This is a genomic window from Streptomyces sp. NPDC047028 (genome assembly GCF_040644095.1).
Lineage (GTDB): Bacteria > Actinomycetota > Actinomycetes > Streptomycetales > Streptomycetaceae > Streptomyces.
In genome coordinates this window covers 219,078-238,577 of sequence record NZ_JBEYVS010000003.1, presented here as the reverse complement: position 1 = coordinate 238,577, position 19,500 = coordinate 219,078, and the positions used below count along the sequence as shown (strand labels likewise).

Annotated in this window: 13 protein-coding genes; 12 read left to right on the top strand and 1 reads right to left on the bottom strand. The window is 69.2% G+C overall.

Going from position 1 to position 19,500, the window contains the following annotated elements; genetic code table 11:
• Positions 1–77 precede the first annotated feature (77 nt).
• The 6 genes from ABZ854_RS04630 (at position 78) to ABZ854_RS04605 (ending at position 10,520) form a co-directional block, all read left to right on the top strand.
• Positions 78–1,664, top strand: a complete 1,587-nt coding sequence (locus ABZ854_RS04630) for a SagB family peptide dehydrogenase (protein ID WP_361204136.1) — start codon at positions 78–80, stop codon at positions 1,662–1,664.
• Between the two features lie 64 nt (positions 1,665–1,728).
• Positions 1,729–4,461: a lantibiotic dehydratase gene (locus ABZ854_RS04625; RefSeq protein ID WP_361204133.1), complete on the top strand. Its 2,733-nt coding sequence runs from the start codon at positions 1,729–1,731 to the stop codon at positions 4,459–4,461.
• On the top strand, positions 4,458–5,585 hold the full coding sequence (locus ABZ854_RS04620; protein WP_361204130.1) for a lantibiotic dehydratase C-terminal domain-containing protein: 1,128 nt from the start codon (positions 4,458–4,460) through the stop codon (positions 5,583–5,585). The genes ABZ854_RS04625 and ABZ854_RS04620 overlap by 4 nt, the downstream gene beginning before the upstream one ends.
• 1,301 nt (positions 5,586–6,886) lie before the next feature.
• Positions 6,887–7,843, top strand: coding sequence for an ABC transporter ATP-binding protein (locus ABZ854_RS04615; protein WP_361204350.1), 957 nt, complete (start codon positions 6,887–6,889; stop codon positions 7,841–7,843).
• Positions 7,840–8,592, top strand: a complete 753-nt coding sequence (locus ABZ854_RS04610; protein ID WP_361204128.1) for an ABC transporter permease — start codon at positions 7,840–7,842, stop codon at positions 8,590–8,592. Before ABZ854_RS04615 ends, ABZ854_RS04610 begins: the two co-directional genes overlap by 4 nt.
• Positions 8,589–10,520 carry a TOMM precursor leader peptide-binding protein gene (locus ABZ854_RS04605; protein WP_361204125.1) on the top strand — a complete coding sequence of 644 codons (1,932 nt, stop codon included), beginning with the start codon at positions 8,589–8,591 and terminating at the stop codon, positions 10,518–10,520. Before ABZ854_RS04610 ends, ABZ854_RS04605 begins: the two co-directional genes overlap by 4 nt.
• 150 nt (positions 10,521–10,670) lie before the next feature.
• On the opposite strand, the gene ABZ854_RS04600 is transcribed toward ABZ854_RS04605, so the two are convergent.
• On the bottom strand, positions 10,671–10,844 hold the full coding sequence (locus ABZ854_RS04600) for a thiazolylpeptide-type bacteriocin (RefSeq protein ID WP_031179489.1): 174 nt from the start codon (positions 10,842–10,844) through the stop codon (positions 10,671–10,673).
• Between the two features lie 185 nt (positions 10,845–11,029).
• Between ABZ854_RS04600 and ABZ854_RS04595 the strand changes: the two genes are divergently transcribed.
• The 6 genes from ABZ854_RS04595 (at position 11,030) to ABZ854_RS04570 (ending at position 19,466) form a co-directional block, all read left to right on the top strand.
• On the top strand, positions 11,030–12,427 hold the full coding sequence (locus ABZ854_RS04595; protein WP_361204122.1) for an amidohydrolase: 1,398 nt from the start codon (positions 11,030–11,032) through the stop codon (positions 12,425–12,427).
• 509 nt (positions 12,428–12,936) lie between these two features.
• Complete coding sequence (locus tag ABZ854_RS04590) at positions 12,937–13,338, top strand: DUF4234 domain-containing protein (RefSeq protein WP_361204119.1); 402 nt, start codon at positions 12,937–12,939, stop codon at positions 13,336–13,338.
• Positions 13,339–14,190: 852 nt separating this feature from the next.
• Positions 14,191–15,774: a hypothetical protein gene (locus ABZ854_RS04585; protein WP_361204116.1), complete on the top strand. Its 1,584-nt coding sequence runs from the start codon at positions 14,191–14,193 to the stop codon at positions 15,772–15,774.
• 12 nt (positions 15,775–15,786) lie between these two features.
• Positions 15,787–15,927: a helix-turn-helix domain-containing protein gene (locus tag ABZ854_RS04580; RefSeq protein WP_361204347.1), complete on the top strand. Its 141-nt coding sequence runs from the start codon at positions 15,787–15,789 to the stop codon at positions 15,925–15,927.
• A gap of 32 nt (positions 15,928–15,959) precedes the next feature.
• Entirely contained in the window at positions 15,960–17,093 is a 1,134-nt protein-coding gene (locus ABZ854_RS04575) for a site-specific integrase (protein WP_361204344.1), read from the top strand.
• Between the two features lie 579 nt (positions 17,094–17,672).
• On the top strand, positions 17,673–19,466 hold the full coding sequence (locus tag ABZ854_RS04570) for a DUF4231 domain-containing protein (protein WP_361204113.1): 1,794 nt from the start codon (positions 17,673–17,675) through the stop codon (positions 19,464–19,466).
• Positions 19,467–19,500: the final 34 nt, after the last annotated feature.

The following is a 19,500-nucleotide window of genomic DNA, read 5'->3' as shown; positions in this document are numbered from 1 at the left end:
TCCGCACCAACGACATCCCGGACGCCCGGCCCGAACCGCCGGGCGTCCGCCACAGACGAGCTGACTAGGGAGTGGCCATGGGATACGCCCATGAGTACGCGACCGCGGTGATGCGGCGGGGCAGAACCCCCATGGAGCCGGCCGACTTCGTGCCGGACTGGGCCGACCGGCCCCGCAAGGGCAAGTACTTCCCCGGCGCGCCCTCCTTCCCGCTGCCCGACGGCGGCTGCGCGGACGACGCCACGCTGGGCCGGGGCCTGTTCGGCGAGCCGGGTACGGGCGCGTTCACGCTGCCCCTGCTGGGCGCGATGCTCCGGGACTCCTACGGGCTGACCGGACGCCGGCTGGCCGTGCAGGCCAACACGGACCTGGCTTCGCTGCCGTTCCACACCCACGCCAACTGGTCGCGCGGCACCGCGTCGGGCGGCGGCCTGTACCCGGTCGGCGTGCACTGGGTGAGCGGCGCGAGCGGCCCCCTCACACCGGGCGTCTACTACTACGACACCCGGCACCACCGGCTGAACCGGCTGCTGTCCGGTGACGTGACCGGAGAAGTCCGGGCTGCACTGGGTGACTTGACGGACGCCGACACCGATCAGTTCATGGTGCTGGGCGTGACCTTCTGGCAGAACGCCTTCAAGTACAACAGCTTCTCCTACCACGCCGTGACGATGGATATCGGCGCCCTGCTGGAGACCTGGCGGATGTGGGCGCGGGCGCACGGACTGCGGCTGGGCACCGCCCTGTGGTTCGACGAACCGCGCATCGGACGCCTGCTGGGGCTGGACCCCGCCGAGGACGGGGTGTTCGCCGTGGTGCCGCTGCGTTGGGACGCGCCGGCGCCGGAAGCGGCCGCCCCCGAGACGCCGGGAGCGGCGGTGCGGCGGGTGCCGGAAGAGCGTTCGCGCCGGACGCTGACCTTCCCCACGCTGGGCCGGGTGCACGAGGCCACGCTGGAGGGCGCCGCCGACCGGCCCGCGCCCGGCCGGCTGGACCCGGCGCTCGCGGCTCCGGCGGGGGACGGCGAGCGGGTGCCGCTGCCGGCCCCGGAGCCGCTGGAGACCACCGTGCGGCGGGCGCTGCGGGAGCGGCGCAGCAGCTTCGGCCGGTTCAGCGCGGGGGAACCGTTGGACCCGGCCACGCTGTCGGTGACGCTGGCCGCCGCCGTCACGGCCGCCAACCTGGACAGCGACGTGGAGCCCCCGGGCGGCGCGCCGCTGACCCGCTTCCACGTCTTCGTCAACCACGTCCGCGACATACCGCCGGGACTGTACGAGTACGACCGGGACACCGGCGGCCTGGTGCTGCTGAAGTCCGGCGCGTTCGGGGCGTTCCTCCAGGAGAACTACTTCCTCGCCAACTACAACCTGGAGCAGGCGGCCGCCGTGCTGGTGCCGGTGGCCCGGACGTACGCGGTGCTGGACGCCGTGGGCGACCGGGGGCTGCGGCTGGTCAACGCCGCCGTGGGCGCCGTCGCCCAGGCCGTCTACACCGCCGCCTCCGCCGCCGGGACCGGCTGCGGGGTCGCGCTGGGCTTCGACTGCGTCTCGTACGCGCAGGAGTTCGGGGTGGCCGGCCAGGGAGAGGTGCCGCTGCTGATCATGATGATCGGCGAGGAGCGGCCCCGGCCCGCCGACTACCGCTACGACATCGTCGCCCCATGACCCGCCCGACCGACCGCCTCCTGCCCGGTCCGCGGGAGTCCCGACACGAAAGGGGCAGCACGGTATGAGCCCGGCCACGACAGCCGCCGACACCACTGTGACCCTGCACCGCCGTTTCATGCTGCGCGTGGCCGGTCTCCCGGCCGAGACCGTTCAGCTGCTGCGCGCCCCGGAGGCCGCCGTCTGGGCCGCCCGCACGGCCGCCGAGGAGGACAGGCTGCGCGCGCTGGGCACCCGGCTGAGCGACCCGCTCTCCGCCGCTGTCGGCGCCACTGAGGACGCGGCCCTGCGCCGCCGCCTGCTCGCCCTGCGCCGCCAGGTCTTCAACAACCGCGTCCCCGCCGATCTCCCCGCTGCCCGCGACTTCGCCTCGGGGCTGGGCGGTGACACCGGCGCGGACCTCACCGCCTGGCTGGACGCGCGTCTGCGCTGGGAGGAGATGCGGGCCGAGGGCGAGCGGGTGCTCGGTGCCGCGCTGGCCCGCACCCGTGCCGCGCTGCGTGGGCTGGCACTGGACGACCGGCTGCGCCGGGGTCTGCTGCTGGCCTCGCCCACGCTGGAGGAGCGGCTCGACTCGTTCGCCGCCGACCGGTCCCCGGCGCCGGGCAAGCGGGCCCGGAAGATGGAGCGTTCGCTGCTGTCGTACGTGTACCGGACGGCCTGCAAGACCAGCCCGTTCAGCACGCTGACCGCCGTGGCGCTCGGCGGTTTCGCGGAGGGGGGCGACCTGACGGAGGTGGGCGGCGAATGGACGAGCCACCCCCGGCTCAACGTGGTCGTCCTCACCCGGCTCGCGGAGCTGATCGTGGCCGACCCGGCCCGCCGGGCCGACCTGCCGGTGGCACCCGCCTCGGGCTGGACGCGGGACGACGACCGGGTGCGCTATGTCCGGCGGGCGGTCACGGCCGGAGACGACAGCGCGCCGGTCAGTTTCGACGCCGCCCAGGACCGGCTGTTCTTCCTGCGCCGGCAGGGTGCCCTCGACCGGATGCTGACGCTGCTGCGCGACACCGACGGCACCCTGACCCACGGCGACCTGGCCCGCCGGCTGGCCGCCACCACGGGTGCCGGCGAGGAGGAGGCGGGGCACTATCTGACGACGCTGCGCGAACTGGGCATGCTCCAGCTGCCGTCGCTCGACACCGGCGTGCACAGCCCCGACCCGCTGCGCGCCTTCCGCCAGGCGTTGCGGAGCCTGGGGGTGGAGTGGGCGGACACCGTCGCCGCCCGGCTGGACGGCCCGGCCGAGGCGGTCGCGCGGTACGCGGACGCCGATGTGCCCACCCGACGCGCCCTGCTGGCCGGACTCCGTACGGACCTCGCCGCTCTCCAGACCGACTTGGGCGCCGAACGGCCCGTGCTCCCGCAGACGTTGCTCTACGAGGACGTGTCGGCCGGTACCACGGGCGCGCCGCTCGCCGAGTGGGCCGAGCCGGTCCTCGCGCCGTTGCGGTCGATCGGCCGGGTGCTGCCCGCCTTCGACGTGGCGCTGCCCCAACGGCTCACCCTGAAAGGCTTCTTCGTGGCCCGGTACGGACGCGGCGGCCGCTGCAAGGACCTGCTGCGGCTGGTCCACGACTTCCACGAGGACGTCTTCCGCCAGTACCTCCAGTTCACCGCGGCCAAGGACGGCTACCTCCCGGACGGCGGCCACGCCCCGGAGGAGAACTGGCTCGGCGTCCCGGAGATCACCTCCGTCGACCGGGCCCGCGCCACGCTCACGGCCCGGATGCGGGAGCACTGGGCGGAACTACCGGCGGGTGCGGAGGAGTTCGTACTCGACGACGCGACCGTTGACGAGATGGCCGAAGCACTCCGCGCCGCCGCGCCCGCGTTCCGCCCGCAGAGCCACTTCCTCCAGCTCGCCCGCCGCGAGGACGGGCCGCTGGCCGTGCTGAACAACTCCTACGGCGGCCTCTGCTTCCCCTTCACCCGCTTCACGCACTGCTTCGACGGCCCGGACGGCCCGGGACTCACCGACTCGCTGCGCAACGCCATGCGTTCGGTGCTGCCGCCCCGCGCGGTCCTCGCCGAGGTGACGGCCGGTGCCGCGACCACCAACCTCAATCTGCACGGCCGGCTGACCGACTACGAGATCGTCTGCCCCGGCGAGAACAGCACCGCCCCCGCACAGGCCCGCCTCCACCTGGACGACCTGTACGCCGTGCACGACGAGACCGAGGACCGGTTGCTGCTGCGTTCCCGGCGCCTGGACCGGGAGGTCGTCCCGGTGTACCTCGGCTATCTGGTGCCGATGGTGCTGCCCGAGACCCCGCGCACCCTGCTGCTGTTCTCGCCCACCTCCCGCTCGGTGCCGGACGTGTGGCGCGGGGTGCCGGCCGGGGAGGCGACGGACGGCGTCACCCGGCGCCCCCGTGTCCGCCACCACGCGCTGGTGCTCCAGCGGCGGTCCTGGACCGTCGCCGACGGCCACCTCCCGCTGCGGGCGCCCGGCACCACCGACGCCGGCCGGTATCTCGCCTGGCACCGCTGGCGGGTCCGGCACGGGCTGCCCGCCCGTGCCTTCGCCACCGTGCACGAGGAGACGGGGGACGGGCAGGGCGCGGCCTGGTTCGGCGGGTCCAAGCCACAGTACGTCGACTTCGAGAGCCCGCTCTCGCTCATCGCCCTGGAAGGCCTCCTCGCCGGGAAACGGGCCCGGACCGTCTTCGAGGAGATGCTCCCCGCCGAGGACGAACTGCACGTCACCTCACCGCGCGGACGGCACGTGGCCGAACTCGCCGTCGAACTGCTGCCCGTACCGGCCGCCCGAACCGAAGAGGACGCCACCCCATGACGACCGCTCCCACCGAAGCCTCAGCCCTACCCGGTCAGGCGCCCGGCGAGTGGCTGGCCGTGCACGTCTTCTACGCGGCCAGCCCCCGCCCGCTGCTCCTCCAGTGCGTCCGTCCGCTGGTCGACGCCCTCACCGAGGAGGGTGTACTCGCCGGGTACTTCTTCATCAACTACTGGCTGGAGGGCCCGCATCTGCGCCTCCGCCTGAAACCGGCCCGCGCCGCCGACGCCTCCGTGGTCCGGGAGCGGGCGCATGCCGCCCTGGAGACGTTCCTGCGCGAGCGGCCCGCGCTGTACGAGGTGAAGGACGGCTTCTTCGCCGACCTCTACGAGACCCTGTTCGCCCTGGAGTTCGGCGAGGAGGAGCGCGCCGAGTACCTGGGCCCGGACGGCCGGATGGTGCTGCGCCCCAACAACTCCTTCGAGGACCGCCCGTACGAGCCCGAGTACGGCAAGTACGGCGGCCCGGCCGGGATCGAGCTGGCGGAGTGGCACTTCCAGCACTCCAGTGACCTGGTCATCGAGGCCGCCCGCTCGATGAACCTCCACCTGCGCACCGTACTGCTCGGGCTGTCGGCCCAGTTGATGACGGTGATGGCCGGCACGTTCCTCCGGGACGACGAGGCCCTGCTGTCCTTCCTGGACCGCTACCACACCTTCTGGAACCGGGCGTTCGCCGGCACCAACTACACCGCCGACGACGGCTACGACCGCGCGTACACCGCGATGGGCGCGAGCCTGCCGGGCCGGTTCCGGGACATCCGGGCGGCGGTCGCGGCGGGCGGGACCGGACGGCTCCCGGTATTCCTGCGCGGCTGGGCCGTGCACTGCGCCGAGCTGCGCGACCGGGCGACCGCACTGACCCGAGACGGCGCGCTGGTGTTCCGCTCCTGGGACGGCACCCGCGACCTGCGCCCCACCGACCCGGCCCAGGCGCTGCCGATGCTGCTCTCGCCGTACCTGCACATGACCAACAACCGGCTCAGCACGACCGTGCGCGACGAGGCGTTCCTGTCGTACGTGCTCGCCCGCGCCCTCAGGGACGCCGGCGCGCGGCGCGCCGAGGCAGACGCGGGTGACGCCGGTGACACGCCGGCGGGCTGGCGCCCCGGGGGTGAGGGGTGACCACCGGGACTTTCCTGGCCAGTCGCCCCAGGGTGCGCCCCGACCTGGTGGCCGGGCCCCGGCTGGTGCGCGGTGCGGCCCGAATCCATCTGCTGAAGGACCCCCGTACCGGGCGGCGGCTGGAGCTGGGGCCGAAGGAGCACTTCCTGATCAGCCGGCTGGACGGTTCGCGCACGCTGGAGGAAATCGGCGGGGAGTACGCGGACGCGTTCGGTGCCCGGCTCGGGGAGGCGCAGTGGGGGCAGTTGCTCCGGCTGCTGCACGGCCGGGGCCTGCTGGAGGGTTCCCCCGCCCCGGCGGCGCCACCGCCGATCGGGCCGGAGCGGCCGCCGAACGAGATTCTGGCCGGGCGGACCCGGATGGTGGCGGACGCGCCCGCGCTGATGGACCGGCTGCACCGGCTCACCGCGCCCGCACGCCGGCCGGCCGTGCTCGCGGTGCTGACCACGCTGGCCGCCGGTGTGTTCGTCGCCGTCATGGTGCAGGCCGGGACGCTGTGGCGGCAGACGGAGGAGACGGCGCACCGGCCGGTGCTGCTGTTCGCCATCGGCTGTGTGCTGTGGTGCGGGCTGGCCCTGCACGAGCTGGCGCACGGGCTGTTCGCGCGGGCCTGGGGCGGCCGGGTCACGGAGATCGGACTGCGCTGGATCTGCTTCGCCACCTACCTGTACTGCGAGGTGGAGGACGTCCAGTTCCTCGGCGGCCGAGCTCGAAAGGTCGCCACGGCGTGCGCGGGCGTCTTCGCCAACTTGCTGTTCCTGGTCCCGTTCTACGCGCTGTGGGTGCTGCTCCCCTCCGGCGCCGAAGCCCGGCCCGCGCTGGGCACGCTGCTGCTGCTCGGCACCGTCCTCGGCGTGGCCAACCTGCTGCCACTGCCACCACTGGACGGCTACAAGGCGCTCGGGCACGCGCTCGGTGTCACCGCCCTGTCCGAGGGCGCCCGTACCTTCACCGGCCTCGCGGTGCGGAGGCTGCTGCGGCGCGGTCCCGGCCTCGGCGCGTACCCGGCGCACCTGCGGCTGCTGTACGGCGGGTTCGCGCTGCTGACGGCGGTGCAGAGCGCGGCGCTGCTGGTGCTGTGCGGGGCCGTGCTGCGAGCGATGCTGCCGGACGGCCTGGCGGTGCTCGCGTGGTCGCTGCCGCCCGCGCTGCTCGCCGCCGTCCTGCTGCTGTGGCTGCTGGGCGGTATCGGCCGGCGCCTGCGGGACCGGCGTACCACCGGGGCGGCTCCGGCCGCCTCCTCCGCCTCCGAGCCGGGGCAACACGTCCCGCCCGACGTACAGCAGTTGAGGAAAGGCGAGATGAGCACACCCGACAGCAGCACAGAGGCCGCCCCGCGCGGCACCGCTACCGAGACCGTCGTCGCCCTGGACGGCGTCAGCAAGCGCTACGGGGAGGTGACGGCGCTGGACGGCGTCTGCCTGGAGGTGCACCACGGTGAGTTCTTCGGCATCCTCGGGCCGAACGGCGCGGGCAAGACCACCCTGGTGGAGATCGTGGAGGGCATGCGGGAGGCCGACTCCGGCACTGTCACGGTCTTCGGGCAGAGTCCCAGGCCGCGCGACATCGCGCTGCTGGCCCGGATCGGTGTCCAGACCCAGGCGTCGGCGTTCTTCGCCCGGCTGACGGCCGCCGAGCATCTGCGTACGGTGGCCGCGCTGTACGGCATGGCGCCGGAAGCCGCGAAGACGGCTCTGGAGCGGGTCGGGCTGACCGAGAAGGCGAACGCCCGGATCGATCATCTCTCCGGCGGGCAGCGGCAGCGGCTCGCGGTGGCCACCGCGCTGCTCAACGAGCCGGAGCTGATCTTCCTGGACGAGCCGACGGCCGCCCTCGACCCGGAGGCGCGGCGCGAACTGTGGGAGCTGCTGCGCTCGTTGCGTTCGGAGGGGCGGACGATCATCTGCACCACCCACTACCTGGACGAGGCCGAGGCGCTGTGCGACCGGGTGGCGATCATCACCGGGGGCCGGGTCGTCGCGCTGGACTCGCCCCGCAGCCTGATCCGTGCCCTGGCCGCGCCGACCTGCCTCCTGGTGCCTGCCGACAAGGTCTCCCCCGAGACCGCCCTCGCGCTCGCGGGTGTGGACCGGGCCACCGTGCGGGGCGCCGACCTGGTCATCGAGACGATGGTGCCCAACCGGGTGCTGCCCGCCGTCGGCGACCTGGTGGACATCGACTCGGTCTCCGTGCGCACGCCCACCCTCGAGGACGCCTACCTCTCACTGACCGGCACCGGATCGGAGCACCACCGTTGAGCGCCTACGCCGCACTGACCAGGGCCACCTATGTCGCGAGCGTGCGCGACAAGACGACCCTCTTCTTCACCTTCGCCTTCCCGCTCGCCTTTCTGGTGCTGTTCGGCCTGATCTTCCAGGGCGACAAGGTCAACGGCGGCCTGGCCTCCATCAACTACATCGCGCCGGGCGTGCTGTCCTGGGGCGTGGGCAACGCGGCTGTGTTCTCCGTGGGATTCGCGCTGATGCAGTGGCGCCGGGACGACCTGCTCCGGCTGATCTGGCGCACCCCGACCCCGCTGCGCTCCCTGCTGGCCTCGCGCTGGACGGTGGCGATGGGCGTGGCGCTGACGCAGACCGTGCTCTTCACCGCCGTGGCGCTGCTGCCGTTCTTCGGGCTCGCGCTGACGGGCCCGTGGTGGGCGGCGCTGCCGCTGCTGGTACTGGGGGTGACCGCGTTCCTCGCCATGGGGCTGGTGGTCGGCAGCCTGGCGGACACCCCGGAGGCGGTCGCGGCCATCGCCAACCTGGTGATGGTGCCGATGGCGTTCCTGTCCGGCTCGTTCTTCCCGGACGACCTGATGCCGGGCTGGCTGCGCACCGCCGCCAAGGTGCTGCCGCTGCACTACCTCAACGACGGTCTCACCGACGCCATGGGCGGCCGGGGCGACCTGGGCGACATCGCGCTGGACTGCGCGGGCCTCGCCGTGTTCGCCCTGGTCTTCGGGCTCGTCGCCACCCGGATCTTCCGCTGGAGCAACCGGACATGACGACGACGATGACCGCACTGGAGGCCGCGCGGGCCGACCTCCACTCCCGGCTGGCGGCGCGCGCCACCGCCGCCGGGATGCCCACGCCCGCCGTCTCACGGATCGGCGACACCAACGTGCTCGGCGACAGCGGGCTCCCCGCCGGCCCGGCCACCGTGCACCTGACCGCACAGGCCGTGCTGCTCGGCCCCTGGGGTGGCACCCCGGGGGCCGGTCCGGCCTGCGCGACCTGTCTGGCGATGCGCCGCCAGCGGCTGCGCACCCGTACCGAGCGGGAGGCGCTGGAGACCGGAAGGGAGACCACGGCGGCCGGGGCCTGGCCGGTGCTGCCGGACCACACCGTGGACGCGGTGTGGTCGCTGCACCGGCTGATCGCCTCCGGCGCCGCCCGCCACACGGCCGAGGGCCCGGACGCCGAGCTGCCCCAGGTCACGGAGCTGGACCTGGAGACGCTGCGGGTACGGACGTTCCCCCTGCTGCCGGAGCCGATGTGCCCGAGCTGCCGTCCCTTCACCGAGGAGGCGGCCTCGCGCGCGGCCGCGGAGGCCACCCTGCCCGCCCCGGCCCCGCTGCCCAAGCCGCGCCCGGACTCGTACCGGCTGCGCCGGGCGTCGGACCATCCGCTGCCGGTGAAGGCGCTGGCCAACCCGGTGTGCGGGGTGCTGGGCGGCGGCACCTGGATCGACGTCACCTCCCCCACCACCGCGCCGGTCGCGGGCAGCGTCTTCATGCGGGGGTACGCCGGTCTCACTGACGTCACCTGGAGCGGCCAGGCCAACTCCTTCGGAGCCAGCCGCGACCTGGCCTTCCTGGAGGGCCTGGAGCGGTACGCGGGTACCCACCGCCGGCACCGTGCACCGGTGGTGACGGCCTCGCTGGAGGAGCTGGGCGACCGCGCCCTCGATCCGCGCGCCTGCGGGCTGTACGGGCCGCGCACCTACGCCGAGGACCCCATGGTCGAGCCCTTCGACCCAGGCCGGCCGATCCCGTGGGTCACCGGCTGGTCGCTACGGGACGGCCACCCGGTGCTGGTCCCGGCCCGCCTCGTCTACTACAGCGCGGGCACGGCCGCCGACAACTTCGTTTTCGAGTGCTCCAACGGCTGTGCGACGGGGAGCAGTTGGGAGGAGGCGGTCTTCTTCGGCCTGCTCGAACTGATCGAGCGGGACGCCTTCCTGCTCGGCTGGTACGGCGACCTTCCGCTTCCCGAGATCGACCTGGACTCGGTGCGCTCGCCGGGCGTGCGGGCGATGGTGGCACGGGCCGCGCTCCAGGGGTACGACGTGCACGTCTTCGACAACCGGGTGGACCTCCCGGTGCCCGTCGTCACTGGGCTCGCGGTCCGCCGCGACGACGCGCCGGGCTCCCTGGCCTTCGCGGCGGGCGCCTCCTTCGACCCGGAGACGGCCGTGGAGTCCGCGGTCTCCGAGATCCTCACCTACATCCCGCACCTGCCCGGCCAGGTGGCCGAACGGCCCGCCGAACTCGCCGCCATGGCTGTGGACTTCGACCTGGTGAAGCGCCTCCCGGACCACGCGGCGCTGTTCGGGCTGCCCGCGATGCGCGCACACGCCACCGGATATCTCGAGCCGCCCCGCACGGCTCCGCTCGACGAACTGTTCGCCGGCTGGGAGGAGCGGCGGCCGCGCAGCGGCGACCTCCGGGACGATCTGCTGCTGGTGCGGGACCTGCTGGGCGAGGCGGGCTGCGAGGTGATCGCCGTCGACCAGAGCACGCCCGAGCAGCGGCGGATGGGGCTGCGTACGGTGGCGACGCTGGCTCCGGGGCTGCTGCCGATCGACTTCGGGTGGCTGCGGCAGCGGGCCCTCACCCTGCCGAGGCTGCGTACCGCGCCGTACCGGGCGGGTATGGTCCCGAAGCCGCTCGGGGAGGAGGAGTTGCGGCGGGTGCCGCATCCGTTCCCCTGAGCGGAACAGGCGTTCTGCTCGTCGGGGCGCGGCCCGGGAAGGGGGCCGCGCACGCCGAGTCGGACGTCCTGGCCCTGTGCCGCTGCCCGCGCACACGGGCGGTCCCCGGCGCGCCGGGGCGAGCCGGGGACCGCCGGTGCGAACGCCTGGTCAGGCGGTGCAGGAGGTGGTGCTGGTGGTGCTGGAGCAGGTGCTGGTGGAGGAACAGCTCGTGGACGAACCGAGCATGACCTCGCTGGCGTCCGAGTAGTCGGTGATCTCGAAGGTCTCCGACTCCAGGTCCAGGATCTCCTGGGCGAGGGAGGCGAGGGTGTTGTCAGCCATGGTGGCTCCTTCCGGGTCAGGTGACCTATGGCCGGCCGGGACGGCCCCGTCCGGTGGTGCGCTGAACCAGCCGGAGGAGCGCGCCCCCCGACATCTCCTTTCTACGCGCGTCCGGCACCAACTCCCTGACCGATGGCTGTCACTTCGCTGACACCCCCGTACGACGACCCCCTGGAGCCCCCGCCGTGAGCAGCGACCAGTCCCCTCCGTCCGTGACCGTGGGCGGTGGTGTGCCGCCCGGTCTGGACGCCCTGCTGCCGTCCACCGCCGAGCTGTATCTCGACCTGCACCGGCACCCCGAGCTGTCCGGCGCGGAGGAGCGCACCGCCGCCCGGTTCGCGGACCGGCTCGCGGCCGAGGGCTTCCGCGTGCTGCGCGGCGTCGGCGGCCACGGGGTCGCCGCCGAACTGGGCAACGGCGACGGCCCCGCCGTGCTGCTCCGCGCCGAGCTGGACGCGCTGCCGGTGGCCGAGGAGACCGGCGTACCGTACGCCAGCACCGCGACCGCGCCGGGCCCGGACGGGCGGCCGGTGCCGGTGATGCACGCCTGCGGGCACGACGCCCACCTGGCGTGCGCGGCGGCCGCGGCCCGCTGGCTCGCGGAGCACCGGGACCGCTGGCGTGGCACGCTGCTGGTCGTCGGGCAGCCCGCCGAGGAGACGCTGAGCGGCGCCCGCGCCATGCTGGAGGACGGTCTGTACGACCGGATCACCGCGCCGGGCGTGGTCCTCGCCCAGCACACCGCCGCGTTCCCGGCCGGGATGGTGGCGCACGCCGACGGGCCGCTGATGGCGGGCAGCGTGACGCTGGAGGTGGTCTTCGAGGGGGACGGAGGGCACGCGGCCACCCCGCATCTGACGGTCGATCCGCTGCTGGCGGCGGCCGGGGCGGTGACCCGGCTCCCGGTCGTCGCCGCCCGCGAGACGGAGCCGGCCGAGCGGCTGCTGGTCACCGCGTCCTCGCTGCGTGCCGGGGACACCGGGCGCACCGGGAACGTCATAGCCACCCGCGCCGAACTGCGGGTCACCGTCCGCGCCCTGTCGGAGGCGGCGCTGGTCAGGGGCACGGCGGCGGTGGAGCGGGTGGTGCGCGCGGAGGCCGCCTCGGCCGCGATGGCGCCGCGGGTCACCGTGCGTGAGCTGGCCCGCTCCGGGGTCACCCGGCCCGACCCCGGTGTCACCGCGGCCGTACGCGCCGCCCACCGGGCGGCCTTCGGCGCCGCCCGCGTCACGGGCTGGCCCGCGTCGTCGGCGACGGAGGACTTCTCGCTGCTCACCGGCGCGGGCGGCCATCTGCACGGGCGGCCCGGCATCCGGGGCGCCTACTGGATGCTCGGCTCAGTCGGCCCCACCCAGTGGGCTGCGGCCCCCGGCACCGGGCCCGCCGAGAAGTTCCGCGGCGTCCCCCACAACCACTCCTCCCGCTACCTCCCCAGCGTCCGCCTCACGCTGGCCACCGGCACGGCCGCCCTGGTCACGGCCGCACTGGCCCAACTGGACCCGGCGGCCGTGGGTCAACCGCGCCCGGCCGGAGACACCGGCCTCGCCGGAGAACCTGGTGCTGGCCCGTACCGTGCGGAGTGAACCGTGTTGCTCGCACAGCCGGTCCGTGCGGTCCCGCTGTGGGGCCGGCACGCCTCTCTCATCGTCAGGAGGCCTCCCGGGTGCGGCGCTACACGGTGCGGACCACCTATCGGCATGGCTCCCAGGCGGCTCCCAAGAGCACCCCAGAAACCACTCAGGGACCCGACCCGCTAAGCGGATCAGGCCCCTGACCTGGTAATTCACTGTCGGGGTGGCGGGATTTGAACCCACGACCTCTTCGTCCCGAAGCAACTTGGGCGGGGGCGCTGCCTTGGGCTGGTGCGGCCCTCGCCTGCGCTGATGGTCCGCTGGCGTTCGCGCTCGTCCGCCGTTGTTCGTCGGCGTTGTCACGCAGATAGATACCCACCTGGCTGTCCAGGGTGAGGATGCCTTGTGGCGGGGGCCCGAACGAAGCCTGTGTCGTGGCGCCAGGGGTGCCTGCCTGCCCCACGCGCACGACGCGCGCGTGGCGGCTGGTCGTGATGCACTGGGTTTATGGGAGGTGCGTCATGTCAGGTCGCGCTGGCAAGACCCGCAACATCTTTCTCGTTTGGCTGATCTGGCCACTGATTACGCTGGGTATCTACCACCTAGTCTGGTATTACAAAGTGAATCGCGAAGCTCGGGATTTTGATCAGCGGATCGAGGTCAATCCGGTGATGGCTCTTTTGGCTATCACTGTCGGCTGGCTGGTGATTATTCCCCCCTTCGTATCGGTCTACAACACCGGTCTGCGCATTGCCCGTATGCAACAGTCGGCCGGGATGCAGCGGAGCTGCAATCCCTGGATCGGACTCATCCTTTCCATCGTGGCCGGCCTGTACTCGCTCTACTATCAGCACGAGTTGAACCAGATCTGGGCCCACTACCAGATCCCGGAAGAAGGCGAGCAGGTTCCTCTTGCAGCCTGACGTGTGCCGTGCCACGGCTCCGGAGGGCGCTGCGCCTCATGATTAACGTGCTGGTCAGAGGCTCGATCGCGTCAACTTGTCAGAGATCTGTCCACAAATAGTCCAGAGTCGTGCCGAGGAGCTGCAGGTGCGGGGCGAGGAGCTCACAATGAGTGAGGCCCCTCGCGACAGGTACGCCCCATGTCATGTCAGCCGGTGGTGACGCCCCTGAGGATCTGCGGCTCGAACTCGCCCTCACGGGCCGGCGGGGCCTCGGTCTCAAGCGGCTCGACCTGCGTAATGGGCACGAGGCGTCGACCGGGGCTCTTGCCTGGGTGTGTCCACGCCGCTCTGGCCTCTAGCACAGTCACTCCTCCGGAGCTTTCCCAAGTTGCTACTGCGGACACATGGAGGGACTCTGGCCTGAGAGCGTCGACGTGCGAAAGTGCTCAGGCCCATTCGGGAAAGAGGACTTCGATGACTACAGCGCAGGCTCCTCGCTCGTCGAGCAGTCCGCTCGTGGCGGCTGTGACGAGGCACTTGGACGCCTTTCCCCCCTCTGCCGAGACACGAGCCTGGCTCGCGGCGACAGCGTCGCCGGATGAACGGGCGCGGGCGCAGGACGCGGTGAGGCGTCTTGATACGGCAGTGGGAGCCTTCGAGAGGGAAAGAGCCCTCACCGTCACCGAGATTCCAGACAGCTCCGTCGAACCGCCACCCACCCAGAAAGAGCTTCTCGAAGTCTTGACAAAGCTCTTTGACGCGGTTCCGGCAGCGGCCACCATGCCTGCAGACGAGCTCTATGAAGCAATTAAACGAGGTGCTTCCGACGAACAAGTAATTCCGGCAACATCGCCTTCAAGGGAGAAGTAAATGTCCGATCCAACGGCGATAGTTGGAGTCCAAGTAACCCAACAAGTAAAGGCTCTCAATAGAAAGCAAAAAAGACTGCTAAAGAAGGCGACTCTAACACAGGTGCAAGCTGCGACTCAACTAATCACAAGTGCGACCGAAACTGCGCCCACGACGACAACGACAGGTACACCTAAGCGTAACCCGAAGGAGATGAAGTTCAGCGGAATAGGAGACGATAATGCCATGACAATACAGGCATCATTCAACTATCATGTCGACATTATGAAAGAAGGTGCGCGTAAAATACTTTATTTTGCAGAGGACAGTGACGATTATTCCGAGAAATCACTGAAAGAAGTTTCTGAGGGTGACGACGGCATCATTGTGCGCATACGTCTTGGTAAGGAAAAATCCGGTGAATGCTGGTACGAGGAGACTACGCAGGGAAAGCTGAAGAATTACATTCCACTCAAGTATCGGTTCGATGGCGTCGCCACGGGGCGACAGCAACCGACGCAGCAGATTACGCCGTTCAGTACTGCACGCGACAGAGCCGCAACATTCCTGATTGCCTCTGCTCCGGCGGGAAGCTCGCTTTGGGCGTGTGTCGATGTGCTACCCAGTTCAGGACTCTACGTGATCTATAGGGATCTTACCTGGTACCATGCAACGAGTAAAAAATGGGACGCGCTGGAAAAGCAGCCCACCGGTGTGGATAAGAACACAAACATGTACGCACTATCCCGAGGCCAGAAAGATTGTTTTCGTCTCAATCAAGACCCGAAAAAGCTAGAGGAAGTCGTGAACCTCTGGCTCGAGTCAGAGTTTGTACTCAAAGAGAAGAAGTCAAAAGAAAAGAAGTCTAAATTTGAAGACGGCATGCGCACCATGACGGACATGACTGAGAACATTTGGACTGACAAGAGCGACGGTAATAAGCTGAAATATAGAAACGTGCTCCTTCAAAGCTCTCCGATAACGTTCCTAGGTCAAGAAGTCTCCGTGAGCGGCACAGGCGACGTCACGGCAGGCGGTGATCCACTCTATACCGGCGGAAAAGGTCATGATATCCAATGCAAGATCACCGATCTGTCTGACATAAGGCCCCAGGCTGACCTTTTTGTCGATGATCAAAGCCCTCTGCACAAGCGAGATGGTCACGCATTCCGCTTCGGAATGCGTATCGAGGACTACCGTTACTACGCCCAATTTATGATCGATCGGATCAAGGGGACACAGGGAATCGAACTCGAGCCGGCAAAGTTGATTATCAATCTTGCATTTCCTAGTATGAGGGCCCACTATTCCCTGTTCAACACCCCCGAAAGCACGGTTCAAGGCGCTATAGAGAACGCCCTCGAGAACGGACAGGATCCTGGGACTGTTGTGGCTCAACGGTTGCTCACGGCAAACGGTGCTCATGCCACTCTGGAGCCCACAGGATTCTCCACTACAAATATAAATGTATATGCCGATGGACGTGTAATTTATCAGGGTGGTGCTACGCCGGTCCAATATCAACTCGCCGGGTCGCCGACCTTTGCAGTTCTAACCGGCGGTACCATTACAGCGGCGAAGTTGAACCAATGGATGAGGCCTTAGGCCGTGTCCTACATGGTCAGTTTGAGGAGCCGTAAGGTCTACGACCTGATCCGCACTCACCGGCTCGCCTCCCTCAAGATCGATGGCGCTCGCCGCATACCCGTTGACGCGGTGCGGGACTTCATCCAGAGCCAGCTGGCGGAGGCCGCCTGATGACCTAGCGTCGTAGCCGCGGTGACGGCGGCCTGCACTGGGACGAGAAGCGACAGCGTTGGATCGCCACAGCGAACCTCGGCTTCGACCCGAGCGGGAAGCGGATCGTCAAGCGGGGGAGTGGCAAGACCAAGACGGAGGCGAAAGGCAAGCTCAAGGAGGTGCTCCGAGATCACGAAGACGGCCTCGCCATCGCTCCCACGGGCTACACGGTCGCTGACGCCGTGAACGACTGGCTTGAGTACGGCCTGGCTGGCCGCGACCCGGGCACCGTCGAGACCTGCACCATCCTCAGCAAGAATCACGTGATTCCGGCTCTGGGCGCCCGGAAGCTACGGGACCTTAGCGCGGAGGATGTCGACCGCTGGCTCGCCACGAAGGCTAGGACCCTCAGCACGCGCACGCTGCAGGGCGTCCACTCCTGTCTGAACCGCGCGGTCAAGCGGGCCATGGCGAGGGACAAGGTGAAGCGCAACGTCGTCGAGCTGTGCCAGGTTCCCCAGGGCCAGCCAGGGCGGCCGTCCAAGGCGCTCACCTTCGCCCAGGCGGAGGCCGTCCTCAAGGCCGCCGAGGGGACCTCGATGCACGCGTACGTCGTCGTCGCCCTGCTGACTGGTGCCCGTACTGAGGAGTTGCGGGCGCTCACCTGGGACCACGTCTTCCTGAAGGGACGGCCGGACGCCGATCCGCCGCAGCCTCCGCACATCGCGGTGTGGCGATCGGTCCGGCGTGGCGGGGACACGAAGACCCGGAAGTCCCGGCGAACGCTCGCTCTGCCGGCGCGTTGCGTCGAGGTCCTGTGGCAGCAGTTCGAGGACCAGGGTTGGGAGCGGCTCGCCGCTGGCGACAGCTGGGAGGAACACGGACTGGTCTTCTCCTCGGCCGTCGGCAAGCCGCTCGATGCGACCAACGTCCGGCGGGCCTTCCGCCAAGCGCTCAAGGACGCCGAGGGGATCAACGCCGAAGAGTGGACGCCCCGGGAGCTCCGGCACAGCTTCGTGTCCCTGCTGTCCGACCGTGGCGTCCCGCTGGAGGAGATCTCCCGGCTCGTCGGCCACTCCGGCACGGCTGTCACCGAGGAGGTCTACCGGAAGCAGATCCGGCCCGTGATCCAGACCGGCGCCGTGGTCATGGATGGCATCTTCAGGCGTGGTCCGGAGCGGTAGTCACGCAGATAGACACGCACCAACAGCAGAGGGCCCTCACCGAATCGGTGAAGGCCCTCTGAACTGCTATTTGGCTGTCGGGGTGGCGGGATTTGAACCCACGACCTCTTCGTCCCGAATTAGGCTCTGGAAGATCGCCGACCTGGGACGCAAGTCAAAGATGCAGGTCAGAGCGTCGTGATGTGTCGGTCTCCGGTGGTGCTCCGGGGCCGCTATCTCAAGATCGTCTCCAGGATTTCTCCATGGCGGTATAGCGAGGCTGCGTGGTGGGTTCGCTGGGTTACCGCCCGCTCCAGTGTTGTAGAGAGCGAGGCTTCACCGTCAACAGGCTGATAACGAGACGCAGGTGTGGGAACGCAGGGCGGGCCACTCCATCCCGAGGAGAGCTCCGCCACGGCAGCCTGATTCTGGTCAACTCCCATGTTTCCCAGGTGGGTTGACCACGGCTACAGTCCGTGGCGCCGGTAGCCTTACCGAGTCCCCAGCGTCATCCGGCATTTAGCAGACCACACCACCAAGGGGAGAGCTGACATGCCCCACTTCGCTCCGGCCCCAATCGACATCACGGTGGACTGACCCATGCCGTACGCCCCCTGGGTCTTCGCCATCCTCGCCAAGATGCCGCCGGATGAGCCAACTCTCACGTACGACGACGCGTTCAGGCCGATCCTCGGTGAACCTATCGACTGGGGGCTAGTCGATGACTTCCTCGACGCCGCCACAGCCGCCGGCGTCGAGTGGCTTGACCCGTGGTTCGTCCATCCGTACCGCAAGAAGCCCGAAGGCGCCTTGATCCGCTGTAGCAACGCCGACGGCACCGAAAGCCTGTGGACCGGCGTTCACATCGCAGATCACCGACCGCCTGCGTCTACCCCGACATGGGGTGACGTCATTTCCTGGACCCTGACGAGCATGACCGCTCTGTCGAAGGGAATCGCAACGATCCGCCGCTCAGTCCGCGGCGTCGTCGAGCTCCCCGCCGCCGAGTACGAGTCAGAGCAAGACCCCGAGGAGAACAAAGAGGTGAGCTCGGACGAGCACGTGCCCAAGGGCGGAGTCGACCCGGAGGAGCACATCCCGGGGGAGGAGGAATCCGAGGAGTACGCGCCTGAAGGGGGAGCGTCCCTGGCTGCACGGAAGCCCGGCAAGCGACAGCACAGCGAATGGGTGCGCATCATCCTCGCCCACCTCGGCGAACACGCGGACGCACCCTTCGACGGTGCAACTGAATGGGGCCATATAGCAGATTTCTTTGACGCTGCCCGTGAATCCGATATCGACTGGTTGGCATTTTGGGAAGTCTTGCCGTACCGAAATGATCCGGAACATGCTCTGATTCGCCACGTCAATATCGACGAAGACGGCGCTGAGGAAGTACTTCAGTGGGACCGCGTCGACATACGAAGCCACACCCCGAGAGACACTGCCCCTACGTGGGGGGAGGTTGTTGCCTACGCTGCGCACAGCGTGACTGGGCTACTCGGCAGCGGCCCAACTGTCTACACGCCGGTTTCCAACGGCGAAAGCCACGCACCGGAAGGAGACGAGCAGGCTCAGTCCGCCAGCGAGGAGCACATCGACCGGCTACTGTCCTACCGGCGTACGGCCGCCGCTCTGAACAGCCAGATACGGACTTCTCGAATAGCGCGCTCTCTCGCTGCCGGATCCACCGTGACCGCTTTCGTTGTGGTGGTCGGAGCGCTTTCCGCCAACGCTGCCACGTGGCGGCAGGTGGACATGAAGCCGTACAACGTCGCCATCGGCGCCCTCCTGGCTCTCCTCTTCATCGTGTTCGCTACCGGAATGCGTATGGACTCCGGCCAACCGAAGGACGAGGAAGCAAAGTCGCTTGCTGCGCTGAAACTTGAACTGGACCTTCTGGAGGAGCGGCGCATTCTGGAAGCTGTGCAGGGAGCCCGATCCTCGAAAGACCGCCAGCACTCTTACAGGGAGTCAATCCCGCAGGAGATAGACCGACTACGCGGCGAGACGCGGCGCTACCGGCGGGTGCACAACTTCTTCCAGTGGGGACTCTTCAGTGCCTCGGTGGCGATATCGGTGACCACCGCCATCTACGATCCTCCACAGCCTGGTAAGGGAATCCTGATCAGTTTGGGAGCGTTCGTCAGCTTCACCACTGCCGTAACTGGATACTTCAAGTTCAGGGAACGCGCTTTTAACCTTCAGCAGACTGCCGACGCAATTGAGCAGCACGTCACTGCCTATGACCTGGCCATCAACCCCTATAACCAAGCAGACGAAGAGGCCAACCTGGAACGGCTGGCTGAAACCGTGGAGTCATTACGGGTGGAGCAGCGCAAGCGCGAACAGCAGCTAGAGCAGCCCCACCAGGGACAGCAAGAGGTCATCTGACCGGTCGCCAGGAATTGATGCGGCGAGGTTGAGG

Coding starts and splice junctions, on each gene's coding strand:
- ABZ854_RS04630 (WP_361204136.1), top strand. CDS start 78: ATGGGATACGCCCATGAGTACGCGACCGCGGTGATGCGGCGGGGCAGA.
- ABZ854_RS04625 (WP_361204133.1), top strand. CDS start 1,729: ATGAGCCCGGCCACGACAGCCGCCGACACCACTGTGACCCTGCACCGC.
- ABZ854_RS04620 (WP_361204130.1), top strand. CDS start 4,458: ATGACGACCGCTCCCACCGAAGCCTCAGCCCTACCCGGTCAGGCGCCC.
- ABZ854_RS04615 (WP_361204350.1), top strand. CDS start 6,887: ATGAGCACACCCGACAGCAGCACAGAGGCCGCCCCGCGCGGCACCGCT.
- ABZ854_RS04605 (WP_361204125.1), top strand. CDS start 8,589: ATGACGACGACGATGACCGCACTGGAGGCCGCGCGGGCCGACCTCCAC.
- ABZ854_RS04600 (WP_031179489.1), bottom strand. CDS start 10,844: ATGGCTGACAACACCCTCGCCTCCCTCGCCCAGGAGATCCTGGACCTG.
- ABZ854_RS04590 (WP_361204119.1), top strand. CDS start 12,937: ATGTCAGGTCGCGCTGGCAAGACCCGCAACATCTTTCTCGTTTGGCTG.
- ABZ854_RS04585 (WP_361204116.1), top strand. CDS start 14,191: ATGTCCGATCCAACGGCGATAGTTGGAGTCCAAGTAACCCAACAAGTA.
- ABZ854_RS04580 (WP_361204347.1), top strand. CDS start 15,787: ATGGTCAGTTTGAGGAGCCGTAAGGTCTACGACCTGATCCGCACTCAC.
- ABZ854_RS04570 (WP_361204113.1), top strand. CDS start 17,673: ATGCCGTACGCCCCCTGGGTCTTCGCCATCCTCGCCAAGATGCCGCCG.